Here is a 14,489-nt window from a genome sequence, read left to right as displayed (position 1 = left end):
CAGCCCAGCGCCTCCTCGGCGGTGCGCTGCAGAGCCGGGGCCCATGCCACCGCGAGACGTGCCCTTGAATCTCCGGGTCCCGGCTCTGCGGAGCGGCGTTGCACGCCGCGCCGCGTCCGGGACACGAGAGCGAATGACAGGAAGTTGAAAGCCAATCTGCTCGGCATGCTGGCCCGGCGGACAAAAGCCGACCACAATCGCGCGGCTTATCGACGTTTTCCTGAACACCCGGATCGGCATGTTGCGAAAAGTCCTGATTGCGCTGTCCTTGTTCGCTCTCCCTTCGCTGGCCGAGGCCGCCGACATCACCGGCGTCGCAAAAGTGCGCGCCGGCGATGCCGTCGTGATCGGCAACACGCGGATTCGTCTCGGCGGCATCGACGCGCCCGCGGTCGACCAGCTCTGCCTCAACACCAAGACCGAGCGCTGGACCTGCGGCGTCGCCGCTCGCGACGAGCTTGCCAAATACACCGAGGGCAAAAGCTGGGCTTGCCACACGAGGTCTATCGACCGGCGCGGCCGCACGGTGGCGCGCTGCGAGGTCGGCGGCGAGGACATCCAGAAATGGCTGGTGCGCAACGGCTGGGCCCTGGCCTACACCCGCATGTCGCACGACTATGAAGCGGATGAAAAGGCCGCGCGCGAGGCCAAGGCCGGAATGTGGCAGGGCGCCTTCATCGCGCCCTGGGACTGGCGCGTCCGCAACAAGAAGACCAACATCCTCGGCGCGACCAAGCCACCCGACGGCGCGCATGCGGTGCTGCTCGCCTCGGCCTCGGGGCCGGTGGCGCCGTCCCCGGACTGCACGATCAAGGGCAACGTTAACAGCGCCGGCGAGTGCATCTTCCACCAGCCGACCAGCCGCTGGTACACCCAGATCAAGATGAAGATCAGCAAGGGCACCCGCTGGTTCTGCTCGGTGGAAGAGGCCGAAGCTGCCGGCTGCCGCGAGACCAAGCGATAACCCAGCTCTGCATTTTGCGTGCTTTTCTTGGCTTCCAGCAGCGCGTAAGAGTGTGACTCAGCGACCCATCAACCTGTGCTCCAGCAACAAGGACCAAGAGCAATGACCGTTCGCGCGGGCCGGGAATTTCTGGCCATCCCCGGGCCCACCACGATGCCCGACGAGGTGCTGCGGGCGATGCATCGTCCGGCGATCGACATCTACTCGAAAGAGATGCTCGACCTGACCGAGAGCCTGCTCGGCGACATCTCGAAACTGTTCGCGACCAAGGGCAAATCCTACATCTACATCGCCAACGGCCACGGCGCCTGGGAAGCGGCGCTCAGCAACGTGCTGTCGCGCGGCGACAAGGTGCTGGTGCTGGAGAGCGGGCGCTTTGCGATCGGCTGGGGCAATGCTGCCGCGCTGATGGGCGCCGAGGTCGAGGTGCTCAAGGGCGACTGGCGCCGCGCGGTGCGGCCGCACGAGGTCGAGGAGCGGCTGCGCCGCGACAAGGAGCACAGCATCAAGGCCGTCGTCGTGGTCCAGGTCGACACCGCCTCGGGCGTGCAGAACGACATCGAGGCGATCGGCAAGGCGATCAAGGCGAGCGGCCATCCCGCGCTGTACATGGTCGACACCGTGGCCTCGCTCGGCTGCATGCCGTTCGAGATGGACAAATGGGGCGTGGACGTCGCGATGTCCGGCTCGCAAAAGGGCCTGATGACCCCGCCCGGCCTCGGCTTCGTCGCCGCCAATGCGCGTGCACTCGAGGTGCACAAGAAGGCGGGCATGTCGACACCCTATTGGAGCTGGAGCGAGCGCGAGGGCACCGAGAATTATCGCAAATATGCCGGCACCGCGCCGGTGCATCTGTTGTTCGCTTTGCGCAAGGCGATCGACATGCTGCACGAGGAAGGCCTGGAGAACGCCTTCCGCCGCCACAGCCTGCTCGGCGAAGCCGCGCGGCGCGCGGTCTCGCTCTGGGCGGAAGGCCAGGTGCTCGGCTTCAACGTCGCGGAGGCGAGCGAGCGCTCCAACACCGTGACCACGGTGACCATGAGCAACGGACACGATCCGGCCGTGCTGCAGCGCTATTGCAAGGACAAATGCGGCGTGGTGCTCGGCACCGGCATCGGCGACCTCTCCGGCCAGGCCTTCCGCATCGCCCATATGGGCCATGTCAACGCGCCGATGCTGCTGGGTACGCTAGGGGTGATCGAGGTCGGCCTCAACGCACTGAAGATCCCGCACGGCAAGGGCGGGCTGGAAGCGGCGGTGTCGTATCTCGGGGACGAGGTGGCGGTGTAGGACGCGGGCCACAATCACGGCTGTCGTCCCGGACAAGCGCAAGGCTTCTTTCTTCCTTCTCCCCTTGTGGGAGAATGAGGTTCTATCTACCCGCTTGAAGTGGCTGGAGAAACCCGAATTCGCGTCCGTCCTGCGTCCCTTGCAGCCGGTTCCGGCGCGTCCCCAGATTTTAGTGCGGCGGCAGCGGCGGTTCGATGCCGAATTTCTGCAACTCGCGGCGGGCCCTAAGCCACTCGAACAGGCGCGGAAGGTCCGTCAATGCGTTCGGACCTTCGGTCTCCCGACGCTCCCGTAGCCACGTCAAATGTTCGGGGTCATCAATCTGCTCGTGCTCGACGATGGCTAGCAGGCGATCAACGGCTTTCGGGTTCAGCTTCGCCCATTTGAGGAATGCATCGTACTCGGCCTGCTCGCGCTCTCGCCCGCTTTCCAGCGCAGCCAATTCCCGTTCATCCTCTTGCTTCAGTTTGCGTTCGTTGCGCTCCCAACTGACGATGTCATAACAGCCGCCAGCGACGCGGATCAGCGAGAACAGGTAAAGCAATAGCAGGATGTTGAGAGCCCAGCTCGTCGCCGTCTGGCCAATGTGCGGCTCGAACTCGCTGCGAAACCAAAACAGAGCGGCGATCAAAGCCCCTTGCCATAGCGCACCGAGCAGCTCTTTCTTGAGATCAGTTCTGGAAAGGATCATCGCGGTTCAGTCTTCGAAACTTCGCGCTTCTCGTGCCGTGCGGCACGGGCCATGAGCTACGTGACGATGTCGTCCGGCAATGCGGTCGCGTGCCTATAGACGGCCTTCCATGCAGCCGAGCACATCGAGCGCACGTCGTCGGTTGGACGGATAGCCCTGATCGACGAGGAGAGTTGCGAGAGCACGTCTTCGGGTGGGTGCTCAGGGATCATGCGCCAGCCTCGAAGCGCCGGGCGGCTTGCGGTCTTTTGTGCGGCCACTATGCCATCAACGATCCGGTTGGCGAGATCATTGGCATCGCCGGGGTTCATCTTCTCGCGCAAGTAACGCGCGACCAGTCGCTGCGCATCATCCTTGCGAATGCGCAGATCGTCCGTTTTGTCGCTTCGGTAACTGGGACTCGTGACTTGTACCGGACGGCCTTTGTCTGCCTCGTCAGCCATGCGAATCACCTCGTGATGGAAAGCCGCAGCATATACGGGCCCGTGCCAATCAGCGCGAGTTTATGAAAGCCCTCGCTGCCGTGCGCGAGTTGATTCGCGCCGAGTCAATCGGTTGTGGATTGGTCGAATAACTGCGCCATCTTGCGCGCGGACTCACCGTGGAGCGCGAATCTCTTGTAGGTTGGCGGGGTCAGGCGAGCTTGATTCGTCTGGTGATGAAAAAACCGGGTCACGCCTGCCACGGATGCCCGGCTTTCATGATGTTCACTCCCGTGCGGCCTTTTGGCCGTCTCTTATAAGTTCAGTAATACTGAACGTATGAGTCCGGTCAAGGGGTCCAACACAAAGGACCTCTAATTTGAGAAAGACCAAGTTTACGTTCGACGAAGCTGTGGATGTTTGGTTGCGTTATTGGAGTGGCCAGCTTCAGCACGAGATCGCTGCCGACTACCGCATTAATGCGGGGCGGGTCAGCGAGATTCTAACGGAGAAGGACCACGTCGGCAGCAAGCAGGTCGCGGCGTCTAAGCGTTCTGCGTAAACTGAACATGGCGGGCGGCATTCGTGCCGCCCGTTTTATTCGCATCAGTCCCACTTGCCGACCACGTTGTGCCCGGTGCGCGGCGCGAGGTGCCGGCGCTGGATGTCACGCACAACGCGGCCGATGATGCCGGGGCCGATCACCTCGTGCTTGGCCAGCTCGCCGAACACCTCGCGCAGGAAGGCATCGCGGGCGCGGCGGTCGATGGGAGCGGCGGCATCCATCACGGCGGCCATTTCGGAATCCGACAGCGAGATCGGCATCGGGTTATGTAACGCCCCTATATTGCGCCAGCTCGCCAACCGCTCGGCGGCGTCGGCGATCTCGACAGGATCGCTCACTCCTAGTTTTTGCAGCAACCGGGCGCGCTGTTCAGCGACACGCTTCACACCACCTCCAAATTTTGCTGCTATGTCAGCATCCGTTTTGCCCGCCGCAATGCGCCTTAGAAGCTGCTTCTCGCGCGGAGATAGTCATTGCCAGACGTGCTCATCTTCGCTGGACGCCGCGCGTGTTCATGGTACACTTTTGAACCGAGCCGGCTCCACCAGAGGTATACCATCAAATATAATCCGGGGCTCGAATAGCGGGCATGCCGATGAACCAAGAAGACTCTGGCGGCGCGGTTCAGATGTTGGTCTGGGCCATCGAAGAGATTCAGAAGACCGGAAACAAGCAGGCGGAATGCTTCGCGCGTCAGGCGCTAAACTGCCTCCGGCCATCGGATGGCGATCTCGCTGAAGCCGAAGTTAGCCCGCCTCGCGTCGTTCGGTTTCGGCGCGGTCGCATTCGCGCGCCGGATCAGGATGTCAGCGATTGATGCTCAGCCTCGGCGAGCGCGGCCATGGGATCGGGTTCGAACCTGCTGACACCGGCATCGAGCATCTGCTGCAACAACGTGGCGGCAGCGTTCCGGCCGCGCCGGGGTTCGTCGTCGCTGGCGGCGAGCGCGGCCTCGATGTTCGCGATCTGGCACGGCGGCGGTTGCCACGGCATCAGACCGAGATTGCCGGTCTGGACGCAACTGGCTGCGAACTTGGCAACCTCGTCCCACGAGCGCGAAGAGTCCCGCAGCATCGCATCGATCTGCTTGGCGCGGGCCGGGCTCTCGCGGCGGGCGGCATTGAGCGCGCGCTTGAGCGCGTCGCGGTCGGCCTCGCTGAGATCGGCTCTAGCCATTGCGCTTCTCCAGCGCCATGCGGTCGTACTCATTGGGCACGATGTAGTCGCGCTCGGCGGTGACCGGCTTGGCGTGGCGCCCGGCCGGGTTGAGCTTCAGCATGCGGGCCAGCGAGCGCACGGTGCGATCACGGGCTTGCCAGATCGCCAGCCACGGGCTCGGCTTCAGGTCAACTATGGGATTCTCGCGCAGCCGTTCGTCGGCTTCCTGTTCGGCGAGCAGCGCCCGCGCGTAGCGGGCCAAAAGATGCACGTCGGTGGGCTCGAAGAAGTCGGGCCGGGCCTCCAGCACGATCTGGACGAACAGCTTGCGGGCCTCGCCCGTGAGATCGTCGGGCGGGCGCAGCCTCGCCGCCACCGGGGCGAAGTCGAGGGCGGTCGAGCTGATGCGAGGCATGGCGGGCTCCCCGTCGGTTCCTCATGGTTACAATGTCATGATGAGGAACAAAACTACCGGTTGCGCTGCGGTAACGTGGTAAGCGAAGCAGGTTTCAGGCGTTTGTAGCACAATTTTCCCCTAGCAGCGCTGAGCTCCTTGCCGATAAGTTCCGAACCACAAACTGTAGTTGGTCCGATGGAACTTTTTCGAGCGCCGCCGCGATGGAATGTGCTGTCGCCTCCTTTTTGCGACCCCGCCCCCCGGCCCCTTTCATTCAGAAGGCCTCTACCAGCCGCCCACAGGCGTTTTCCCAGTCGCCGGACGTCCCGCAAGGCCGAGGTTGAGACAAAGCACGGGCGGGCTTCCTATTGAACTCGCCTTCGGCGCGAGTAAGCTCTTGATGGGCGGCGCTTTATGGCGATCAGCCACGCCGCTGGCGCTGCGCATATCTCTGGCAGTTTGCTGGCTCAAAGCCAGATTTGCAGCGGAGGGGCTTACCAATGAGCAGCGGGTATTTTGAAGACGTTGAGATCGGTGACGGCCAGAAGGCTGGCCCGTATTCCGTCACCAAGGACGAGATCATTCAGTTCGCCAAGCAGTTCGACCCAAGGCCCTTCCACATTGATGAGGCGGCGGCGGCTCGCTCCGTTTTTGGCGGGCTGTCGGCGTCTGCTGCCCACACCTTCGCGATCTTCATCTTCCTGAGCAATGAATTGCAGCCTCGGGTTCGTGCCGTTGCCGGGCTGGGTTATGACGAGCTGCGGCTGCCCCATGCAGTGCGACCCGGCGACGACCTCTATCTCGAAGCGACCACGCTGGAAAAGCGCGAGTCGAAGTCGCGGCCCGACAGTGGGATTGTTCGCGGTCAGTTTCGCTTGCACAACCAAAATGGCGACACGGTGCTGCAATGTATCGGCAGCGGTCTCGTTGCAAGGCGACCCAACAGCTAATGGTTCGTGAAATTCTCGCCCAGAGATCAAAGGCCCGAACTTCAGGATGTCGTCCTAACCGAGCAGCGCGCGCAAGCGAGCCTGCAAGCGGCAGCAGCGCTGATGCTCCGACATCAGCCGCCGGTAGGTCGTCATCGCGCTGGCGGAGCCGAACGGCGGCAACGGTGCAGATTCCGCGAGCAGCTCGACCAACTCGGCGGCGTCATCGCGCAGGACGTTGATCGTGGCTCTTTCGCTCAAGTCTTGGGCGAGCGCGCGGGCCAGTTCGTCGTCATCATCACGCACGGCGGCGCTCCAGAAACTGCGGTACCTCGACGACCGCGCCGCGATCATCAGCAGCAGCCTTGGCAATGGTCAGATCGGCGCGCAGCTCGGCCAGTTCAGCGCGGAGCTTCTCGATCTCATCTCCGACTTCGGCCCGGCGACGTTTGCGCTCCTCAGCAATCGCCGCTCCGAAGACATCGAGCCATAGTCCCTCGTGCTCGGCTTGGTGCTCTGCCTTCGCGGTGGTGATTGCGCGCCTCACGAAGGTCTGTAGCTCGGTCGCCCGCTTATCGAGTTCATCAGCGATCTTCGCCTCGACCTCGGCCATGGTCGGCGGCGCTGGCTTCGGCGGCATACCGCGCGCCCAGTCAGTCGAAAAGCCGTCGTCGCGATGAACGCGGCGCTCGACCTTGACGTCGGCGATACGCGCCAGAGTCTCGCGGGCATCATCGAGGATTGCTTGGGCTCGTTCATCCATCACAATCACCACACCGTGCCGTTGACAACTTGAACCGCGCCGGGTGCCGCACTCCACGTCACGCGAGCGATGCAGCGAAGCGCGAATGCATCGATCTGAAACATGCTCACAGCCGGCGTCGCGATCACGTTCGGGTCGGGTGCTACAGCGGGCAGCCCGATGTCGGTCGGCGTGTCGCTCATGTGGAGCACCGCGTTCTTGCTCACATCGACGACCGGGATTCCGTCGCCCGCAACAGCGAGGCCATCCGTCGCGATGGCAATGATGGTGCCGGGCGCAATCGGCGCACCAATCACGCGATAGGAGAACAGCGGGCCAGCCGCGAGCCGGACCGCGACAGCCTGCTCGGCGGCCATGACGAACACGACGCTCTCGGCATCGACCCCGGCCGCAGTAATCGCCGCGACCAGTGCCGCAACATCCTCCGACATCGACGCGCCAGCGGTGAGGGGCGTGACGCCGTAAAGCAGCCCGGCGGGCGCGGCTTCGGTGGCCGCGTCGGCGCTGAACAGCACCTTGGCGAGCCCCTTATCGACCGCGACCTTGAGAACGTGGCCGATGATGACGCTGGCGACGGGAGCCGACAGGTTTTCCAGCTCGCCCGTCAGCGCGCCGATCAGAGCGACCTTGCGCACGGGCCCCAACAGCATCCCGGCGAACGCGCCCATGCCGACACTGATCGGCGCGCCTTCGGCGACGAATTTCGCTTCCGTGAAGTTCGACGGCAGCGGAAACGAGAAGCTGGAAATGCCGGCGAGATCAACGTTGACGGCGAGGCCGAACAGTTTGGCGGCGGCACTCTGCGGTGCCAGCAGCATCAATGCGGCAACGCTGTCGCCCGGAACGTCACCTTGCTTCAGCGGCTCGACAGGAGCGCGCAACTCCAGACGGACTTCGTCGGCGCCGGTCTTGCGCATCCGCGACAGCACGGTGACGGTCGCATCGTCGATGAACGACGCTCGCCATTCGCGTGCGACGGCGTTGGGATCGGGCCGGAGCGGAATTGGTCTGGCGTTGCTCATGCCCGGCAAGATGGCACGGCTTCCGGGCAGCCTGTGAAGTAGGATCACGGATTTTTTTTTGGATTCCTCACCGCTTCGCCGCGTCTGCTTCCGCCGCTTCCATCAGTCCTCGCGTGATGGCCTCGCCGATCTTGCGCGCATCCTTGGCATCGGCCTCGTCGAGCCAGCGGACGACGCGCACCAGATAGTCCAGCAACGAGGGACCGACCTTCACGGGCACAATGACGGCATGATCCGCCACGTTCTGTCGATAGCGTCGCTGCGCCAGCCGTCGCCGCTCGCGCCGCCGCTGCCGCTTCGATGCGGACGATGGTGGCGACAATGGCGGACGGCGGAGCATGTCAGGCTGTAACGCTAGATGTAACGCTAAGGCGTTCGCGGCAGGCGCGCGTCCTGCAAGCTCCGGAGCAAAACCGCGACGTGGAGCGATGGGGTGTGTAGGCCTTACCGCACTGCTCGCACGTCCTGCGCTGCTCTGGCATCAAAGCGCCGTTACCTCGCCCATGAAAGGCGGGCCCGCTCCGGTGCGCCGCATCGAACTTGCACCATCCAAAATTCTCCTTGCCGGTATGCTTCGATCCCGCGATCCATTTGACACGCCCGATAGCAACGATATCCGAGCAGTATGGGATGAACGGCGCGGCCTGTTTGGTCTGCGCCCAATCGGATTCGAGCAATAGCCACGTCGGTGCGATGCGCGAGAAGTGGGTGATCATCCGGTGCATCACTTCGCGCGTATAGGGCGGGTTGGTGATGATCGCATCGGCATTGCCATACTGATCGAACGCCAGCGCATCCCGCCCGGTGCGGATGTCACCGGCATAGACGCAGCGCAACCCGAAAGACTCCAGATGCCGGACCAGATCGCCGTCGCCATCGCAAGGCTCGGCAAAAGTCCGGATGCCGCGCAAATACGGGATGAGCGGGACCACGGCTGCGCGCGGTGTCGCGTAGAAGTCCGCCTCCCGACGCTCAAAGTTCGAACGCTTACCCATTCTTGGGCTCCGCCATGCTCGACACGGATCACCCGCCGCGCCTTTCGGGTTTCAGCCCTTCGACATCCGGTCGGCGCGGGTTCAGCGCCGGCACCGCCACGAATAGCTCGTCAATCGAGAGCGGCCGATTCTTCATCGCATCGGGCACCGGGTGCGGAATCAGACGAGCGACCCCGTGCAAGACGTAGTCAGGGCCGACGATGCGCCGCGCGATCTGCGGTGCCGGCTGCCCGTGAGCATCAACGATGATGTTGATCATGACGCGGCTTTCGGTGCGCTTGCGACCCCAAACGTGATAGCTCGCCATTGATCGTATCCCTCGGTTTAAGCCCGTCCCATCGTCCGCGTGCGCCGCACGAACTCGGCGAGCTTGGGATTGCGCCGGGCCCGTTTGATTTGGTCGGCGGCGCTCGGCATGACGATAGCGATGGCCCCGGAGAGTGCCGAGGAGGCCACCGTTACTCGCTTGCAGGATGATCTCGGGGCTCGCGTGGTTTCGGCGACCCGCACTGCCGCGACATCGTCGCCGATCATGGAGGCTTGCCTGATCGCGGCACCGATGGCGACGTAGACTCGCTGCTCGAACGCGGGGTCATAGGTCATGTTATCCTCCCGGTCCGTGGCTTGCTCGCGGGCCTGAGCTGTAGCCGGGCCACCATCTGCTTGCGCAAGTACGGGCGCACCGTGATCATTCCCAGCTCCTGCTTCATCAGCTCCAGATCGACGCGCTCGGTCGCCATCTCGGTGAGCGTCGCCTCGTTGTCGTCGCCGATCATGTCGCCCGTCCGAAGTATCTCCGCGCGCAGTTGCTGCTCGCGCTCGCGGAGCAACTTGATCTCGGCGCGGACATCGGCGAGCTGGTCAACGGGATGGCGGTTCATTGCCGGCCCCAATCATCGCTTGCAGCGCCGCCCAGCGCGGCGACGGCGGCACGTACTCGCCGTCGTCATCCTCGTAACCTTCTTCGTCGGAGTCCTGCATCACGCGCGCCACGTCGGCTCCGACCCGCGCGTAAGCTGCGTCCCACGCGACGCGATCATGTTCGAAGACGCAGCGGTCGCAATTGCGAAGCAGTCCACTCCAGCTCTCGGTGTCGCTGACGAGATGCAGGATCGTGCCTCGCGCCGCCAGCATCGCTTTGCGGAATTCCTCGGCCGACGTGAACACCGACCCGTAGATCAACTTGCGCACCGCGAGCGCGAGGATCACCGGATGCTTGCTGATTGGCACCCACATGCCGGTCGCCTTGCCGACGACGTCGGATGTCGGATCAAACATCCCGATGCACTCTGCGAGCAGCGCTTCGGTCTCGACGTTCTTAACCTTCCCAACCGAGCGCAACAGCACCGAAAGCATCATGTGCGCGATATGGACCGTGACGACGGGCGTCGCCACCATGTGCGGATGCGCGACCGTCCAGAGCGCGGTGTGCGCGGCATTGACGGCGGCGGCGCGTCTCAGCATCCGGGCGTGATTTACCTTGGCGTCCGCGAGATTGCCGCGACGTAGTTGGGCGGCGCTGGTGAGCCGCAGCTCGCGCAGCTCCTCGCTGCAACGGCCAGCCACTTCGAACGGCGAAGCCAATGCACGCAGCGTCGAACCGATCAGCGCGTGGCCTTGCGTCTGCATTTCGCGGAGCGCGACCGCGTTGCGGGGAAATTGAATCAGCGCGGTCATGTGCCGTACCAGTTTTTGTGAGGGCCGACGAGCTGCGTCAGATAGTCATCGACGCTTTGCTCCTGATCAGCTTCGGCGACGACGTTGCCGGTGCCGCTGTTGTCGAGGGTGACCGCGCCCGTGCTGGACGGTTCGTCGTTCCAGCATTCGCCCTTGATCCACTTCGCTGGATGCTTCGTGAACTTCGGGTCCTGCCCGGAGCGCTCGGCGGCGTAGCGCGCGGCTCCAGCGTTCATGATGGCGGTGGCGGTCCCGGCCTTGGCTTTGGCGAGGTAGGCCTTCTCGGCGTCGAGCTTGCCGACCTTTAGCGGATAGAGGGCCCAGAATTCGGCGAAGGCGGCGGCGGCATCGCTGATGCTACTATTATCAGCATCATCACTGGCTTTTTGTGCGTGCTTTTGATCCGGCTTCGACCGCGCGTCGTCACCGGAACTCAGCGGAGCAACAACATCGAGGGGCGGCTGAGATATATATCTTCCCTCTCTCTCTTTCTTCGCTTGTCGCTCTTTATGTGCTGCCACCGTATGGCACCCTAAAGTGCCCTTTCTGGCACCCTTGAGAGTGTCACTGGAGACAGGGTAAGCGGGGTATAACCCTGCCACAGCTTTGACACCCTTAAGGGTGTCAAAGCTGACAGGGTAAGACAGGATGTATTGATTGCGCTGGCCCGGTCCTCGGCCGCCGCGCTGAGGCGTGATCCAACCCGCTTGCTCCAGCAGCGCGATCTGACGATAGACGGAACGCTTCGGGACGTTGCTGGAGGCTTTGATGTCGTCGACGGATGGGTCGCAGCGGCCGGACTTCACATGGAGATGGGCTCCAATGGCCAGCGCGACCCGTACAGCCGCGTGCGGCAAATCGGACGCTAGGACCGCGCGCAGCCAGTCGTCGCGCTCTAGGAAGGTGCGGGGCTGCTTGGCTTCGGCGTCCGGCATTGCGTGCCTCTCGGCTTCGCGCTACCGTCACCTTCGCCAGCCAAGGCATAGATGACGATCAGCGACAGAGAGTGAATGCACCGCCCCGGTTGCCCCCTTTCCGGGGCGGTCGCTCGTTAGGCCTCCGCCTTCGTCTTGCTGGCGGCATTCTTCTGGAGCTTCTGCAACCATGCCGCCTCGTCCTCGACGGTGATCACGAAGCGGTCGAGTATCTGGGTCTCGCGCGGACCTAGTCCGAGACGTTGCAGTTTTTTGTAGAACTCCGGTGAGATGTCGTTGCGCGCGCACAGCTCGGCTCGTGAAAACGACTTGCGCTGAATGCCGGCTTTCCTCAGTGCGGCGGCGTTCTCTGCCTTCGATAGCGTGGCCATTGCGTGGGCTCCCGTCTGATGACGCGGAGAAGCATGGAGCGACACCGAAAAAATGCGAGTGTGGATTTGTGCATCCACAAAATAGCCAGCGGACCTATCCGACTGCGGATTTGTGCATCCACAAAATCCACACCAGCACTATCAGCGCGGCGGGCGCAGGCGACCGATGGTCTGGCTTCGGAGGATGGTAGTGCGGTCTACCGTTTGCCCGTCGTGTCGCCGCTGGTAGACGTCACCGACCTTTTTGACGATCTCGACATTCAGGAGCTTTGCCGGGGGCTTACCGCTGGGCGGCCAGAGGTCGCGCGCAATCGCATTGACACGGCGTTCCTTCGGCCCTTCCTTTTTCGGCGCCCGCGTCTTCTTCTTCTTCTGCTTGCCGTCTCTGCGTGCGCGGTTTTGAACCGGCGCAGATGCGCCAGTCGATTTAGGCACAAGACTCGTTTTGCGGACTTTAGCCGAAAGAGGTGGCTTGAGATCGATGCGCTTGATCCTGAGCGCGGCCCGCTCCTCTGGCGTGAAGTTGCGCACGAACTTTTTCAGCAGGGCGCGCTGCTCTGGTGTATACGGGTCGTCGATCTTACCCATGGCTGCGATCCATCGGGTGAGAGGTCAGTCGGGCCGGGGTGTTGAGAGCACCACCGGCCCGACGTCATTATCGGGCCAGTCTGACGACGTTGTCCAGCACCGGGACGTCGTCGGCGAGCAGTCCCTTGCGCGCGTCTTCGGCCACCGGATTAAGGTATCGCGCATAGGTGCGTTCGATCTCCTGCACGGACGTATCGTGGTTGAAGGCGATGATGCGCAGATGGGTGCCCCTGCGGATTTGCCGGATGATCGATGAATGCCGCAGCGTGTACGGGGTCAGCGTCAGATCGAGACCGAGACGCTCCAGCACGATGCGGAAACGGGCCGACATATTCCAGATGCGGTCGAACAGCAGACGGTTTGACTTGCGTGCAATCGCCCGCGCCCGCAGCATCTGCGCCAGCTTCGGCGTGATCGGCAGCGCGCGCTGTTCGGGATCGCGGTCCCGGCCCTTGGCGGAGCACCACATCATCAGGCGCGGCGCTTCGGGGTCGTCGTCCTGTAGATCATCAGGCCAGAGCTTCAACGCCTGCGACTCGCGCACCCCAGTCCCCGCCAGCGTCTCGATCATCGCGCCGAACTCGGCGTCCTCGACGTAGCACTCGCGCACGATAGCGAGAATGGTAGCGTCCGGCAGATAGTAGTTGTCACGCGGCGGGGCGTTGGTGCCCTTGGCCTTGAGCGGCTTCAGGCCTTCCTTCCATGCCCCGACGTTTGTGATGCGCTTGCGGTCGCGCTTGGCAGCCAGCGCAAGCGCGGCCTTGAGCGATTTGCCGATGCGGTTGGCGGACGAAACCTTGAGGCCCTTGGCGATCAGCCCGTTGCGCCAGTCGCGCAGCTCGGTCTCGGTCAGCAGCATCACCACCTTGGACAGCATCGCCGATGTCATGTGGTTGCGGACCGATGTCGCGTTGTACTTGGCACCGCCGCGCGCCGCGAGATCGGTCGCATAGGCATCGATGGCCTCGGCGACCGTGACAGGCTTGTCGCTGTCGGCATCGCTGCCGCGCGCCAGCTTCAGCGCGCGCGCCATGGCCTGATGATAGCTCATCACGCTGGTGCCGTTGGCGTCCTCGTAATCGTCGGCGAGCGCGAAGCGCTTCAACCATTGGCACTCGACCGACCATGTGCCCGGCGCGTCGCGACGTCTGTCGTCGCCTTCAACGCGGCGACCTGCATTGCGCCGGTAGGCCAGAAAGATGCCCGGCGCGATCAGAACCTTGTATGGTTTGCGTTTCGGTGGGAGCTTGAGCCGGTTGGTTCGGTTCTTCAGTTTTTCAGAATAGATGCTGCGTGCCATGTGTCCTCGTATCCGCCGAAATGTCCCTAAACTGTGTGTTTCCCCGCTCGGGGCTCTGCGTCAGAGTATGGGGCATAGATGAGCGATAACAAGGAGTTAGAAATTCTCTATGGGGCTCCGTGGGGGTCTATGGGGCTCAATTTTTCCCCTTGTGGGAGAAGGTGGCGCGAAGCGCCGGATGAGGGGTGTCTCTCCTCTTGCAAGATTGTTCGTGAGGAAAGAGACCCCTCACCCGTCTCGCCGCTTCGCGGCGATGTCCAGCGGATGGATGGGTAACAAAACAGACCGGATGGAAAGGTAACAGTCGTTCATGGTTCGGTCTGCTGCGGCGCTGCGCTAGCGCAGCGCCGCAGCGTCGATGTTTTCTGGTCGATGATGCCGATCGGCACGTTGAAGAAGCACACCTGCCATTGCCCGTCGGC

General features: G+C 63.2%; 21 protein-coding genes and 1 pseudogene. 4 read left to right on the top strand and 18 right to left on the bottom strand.

Features of this window, described 5'->3' with window-relative positions; translation table 11 throughout:
- Positions 1-238 precede the first annotated feature (238 nt).
- The gene (locus EHH60_RS25080; protein WP_124162087.1) at positions 239-964 is read left to right on the top strand and encodes a thermonuclease family protein; all 726 of its coding nucleotides are present in this window, start codon (positions 239-241) and stop codon (positions 962-964) included.
- Positions 965-1,066: 102 nt separating this feature from the next.
- Positions 1,067-2,254, top strand: coding sequence for a pyridoxal-phosphate-dependent aminotransferase family protein (locus tag EHH60_RS25075; RefSeq protein WP_124162086.1), 1,188 nt, complete (start codon positions 1,067-1,069; stop codon positions 2,252-2,254).
- Between the two features lie 169 nt (positions 2,255-2,423).
- On the opposite strand, the gene EHH60_RS25070 is transcribed toward EHH60_RS25075, so the two are convergent.
- Together EHH60_RS25070 and EHH60_RS25065 are read right to left on the bottom strand one after the other, a co-directional pair.
- On the bottom strand, positions 2,424-2,945 hold the full coding sequence (locus EHH60_RS25070; RefSeq protein ID WP_124162085.1) for a hypothetical protein: 522 nt from the start codon (positions 2,943-2,945) through the stop codon (positions 2,424-2,426).
- Positions 2,946-3,001: 56 nt separating this feature from the next.
- Positions 3,002-3,388 carry a hypothetical protein gene (locus tag EHH60_RS25065; RefSeq protein ID WP_124162084.1) on the bottom strand — a complete coding sequence of 129 codons (387 nt, stop codon included), beginning with the start codon at positions 3,386-3,388 and terminating at the stop codon, positions 3,002-3,004.
- A 358-nt stretch (positions 3,389-3,746) separates the two neighbouring features.
- Between EHH60_RS25065 and EHH60_RS25060 the strand changes: the two genes are divergently transcribed.
- Positions 3,747-3,929 carry a hypothetical protein gene (locus EHH60_RS25060; RefSeq protein WP_027575685.1) on the top strand — a complete coding sequence of 61 codons (183 nt, stop codon included), beginning with the start codon at positions 3,747-3,749 and terminating at the stop codon, positions 3,927-3,929.
- Positions 3,930-3,973: 44 nt separating this feature from the next.
- Here the strand turns inward: EHH60_RS25060 and EHH60_RS25055 are convergent.
- The 3 genes and pseudogenes from EHH60_RS25055 to EHH60_RS25045 form a co-directional block, all read right to left on the bottom strand.
- A pseudogene (locus EHH60_RS25055) lies at positions 3,974-4,390 on the bottom strand (helix-turn-helix domain-containing protein); the annotation flags it as partial.
- A gap of 340 nt (positions 4,391-4,730) precedes the next feature.
- The gene (locus tag EHH60_RS25050) at positions 4,731-5,108 is read right to left on the bottom strand and encodes a hypothetical protein (protein WP_124162083.1); all 378 of its coding nucleotides are present in this window, start codon (positions 5,106-5,108) and stop codon (positions 4,731-4,733) included.
- A complete protein-coding gene (locus EHH60_RS25045; RefSeq protein ID WP_124162082.1) occupies positions 5,101-5,505 on the bottom strand; it encodes a P27 family phage terminase small subunit in 405 nt (134 codons plus the stop codon). Before EHH60_RS25045 ends, EHH60_RS25050 begins: the two co-directional genes overlap by 8 nt.
- A gap of 482 nt (positions 5,506-5,987) precedes the next feature.
- Between EHH60_RS25045 and EHH60_RS25040 the strand changes: the two genes are divergently transcribed.
- Positions 5,988-6,437, top strand: coding sequence for a MaoC/PaaZ C-terminal domain-containing protein (locus tag EHH60_RS25040; protein ID WP_124162081.1), 450 nt, complete (start codon positions 5,988-5,990; stop codon positions 6,435-6,437).
- 54 nt (positions 6,438-6,491) lie between these two features.
- Here EHH60_RS25040 and EHH60_RS25035 read toward each other — a convergent pair whose 3' ends face one another.
- The 13 genes from EHH60_RS25035 to EHH60_RS24980 form a co-directional block, all read right to left on the bottom strand.
- Positions 6,492-6,722, bottom strand: coding sequence for a hypothetical protein (locus EHH60_RS25035; protein WP_124162080.1), 231 nt, complete (start codon positions 6,720-6,722; stop codon positions 6,492-6,494).
- Positions 6,715-7,188 (bottom strand): hypothetical protein, encoded by a 474-nt coding sequence (locus EHH60_RS25030; protein ID WP_124162079.1) that lies wholly within the window; start codon positions 7,186-7,188, stop codon positions 6,715-6,717. Before EHH60_RS25030 ends, EHH60_RS25035 begins: the two co-directional genes overlap by 8 nt.
- Positions 7,185-8,201 carry a hypothetical protein gene (locus tag EHH60_RS25025; protein ID WP_124162078.1) on the bottom strand — a complete coding sequence of 339 codons (1,017 nt, stop codon included), beginning with the start codon at positions 8,199-8,201 and terminating at the stop codon, positions 7,185-7,187. The genes EHH60_RS25030 and EHH60_RS25025 overlap by 4 nt, the downstream gene beginning before the upstream one ends.
- 67 nt (positions 8,202-8,268) lie before the next feature.
- Positions 8,269-8,442, bottom strand: coding sequence for a hypothetical protein (locus tag EHH60_RS37190; RefSeq protein ID WP_158626765.1), 174 nt, complete (start codon positions 8,440-8,442; stop codon positions 8,269-8,271).
- Between the two features lie 100 nt (positions 8,443-8,542).
- Positions 8,543-9,196: a hypothetical protein gene (locus EHH60_RS25020; protein WP_245454580.1), complete on the bottom strand. Its 654-nt coding sequence runs from the start codon at positions 9,194-9,196 to the stop codon at positions 8,543-8,545.
- Between the two features lie 28 nt (positions 9,197-9,224).
- Entirely contained in the window at positions 9,225-9,503 is a 279-nt protein-coding gene (locus EHH60_RS25015) for a hypothetical protein (protein ID WP_124162077.1), read from the bottom strand.
- A 17-nt stretch (positions 9,504-9,520) separates the two neighbouring features.
- Positions 9,521-9,799 carry a hypothetical protein gene (locus tag EHH60_RS25010; protein WP_124162076.1) on the bottom strand — a complete coding sequence of 93 codons (279 nt, stop codon included), beginning with the start codon at positions 9,797-9,799 and terminating at the stop codon, positions 9,521-9,523.
- Positions 9,796-10,077 (bottom strand): hypothetical protein, encoded by a 282-nt coding sequence (locus EHH60_RS25005; RefSeq protein WP_124162075.1) that lies wholly within the window; start codon positions 10,075-10,077, stop codon positions 9,796-9,798. Before EHH60_RS25005 ends, EHH60_RS25010 begins: the two co-directional genes overlap by 4 nt.
- Positions 10,058-10,873, bottom strand: coding sequence for a hypothetical protein (locus EHH60_RS25000; protein ID WP_124162074.1), 816 nt, complete (start codon positions 10,871-10,873; stop codon positions 10,058-10,060). Before EHH60_RS25000 ends, EHH60_RS25005 begins: the two co-directional genes overlap by 20 nt.
- Positions 10,870-11,808 (bottom strand): helix-turn-helix domain-containing protein, encoded by a 939-nt coding sequence (locus tag EHH60_RS24995; protein WP_124162073.1) that lies wholly within the window; start codon positions 11,806-11,808, stop codon positions 10,870-10,872. Before EHH60_RS24995 ends, EHH60_RS25000 begins: the two co-directional genes overlap by 4 nt.
- Positions 11,809-11,924: 116 nt before the next feature.
- Positions 11,925-12,179, bottom strand: coding sequence for a hypothetical protein (locus EHH60_RS24990; protein ID WP_124162072.1), 255 nt, complete (start codon positions 12,177-12,179; stop codon positions 11,925-11,927).
- A 141-nt stretch (positions 12,180-12,320) separates the two neighbouring features.
- Positions 12,321-12,767, bottom strand: a complete 447-nt coding sequence (locus tag EHH60_RS24985) for a hypothetical protein (RefSeq protein ID WP_124162071.1) — start codon at positions 12,765-12,767, stop codon at positions 12,321-12,323.
- Between the two features lie 67 nt (positions 12,768-12,834).
- Positions 12,835-14,067, bottom strand: a complete 1,233-nt coding sequence (locus tag EHH60_RS24980; protein ID WP_124162070.1) for a site-specific integrase — start codon at positions 14,065-14,067, stop codon at positions 12,835-12,837.
- Positions 14,068-14,489: the final 422 nt, after the last annotated feature.

The organism is Bradyrhizobium sp. RP6, from assembly GCF_003837805.1.
In the GTDB taxonomy this organism is placed as follows: domain Bacteria; phylum Pseudomonadota; class Alphaproteobacteria; order Rhizobiales; family Xanthobacteraceae; genus Bradyrhizobium.
This window is presented reverse-complemented; position numbering and strand designations above follow the sequence as displayed.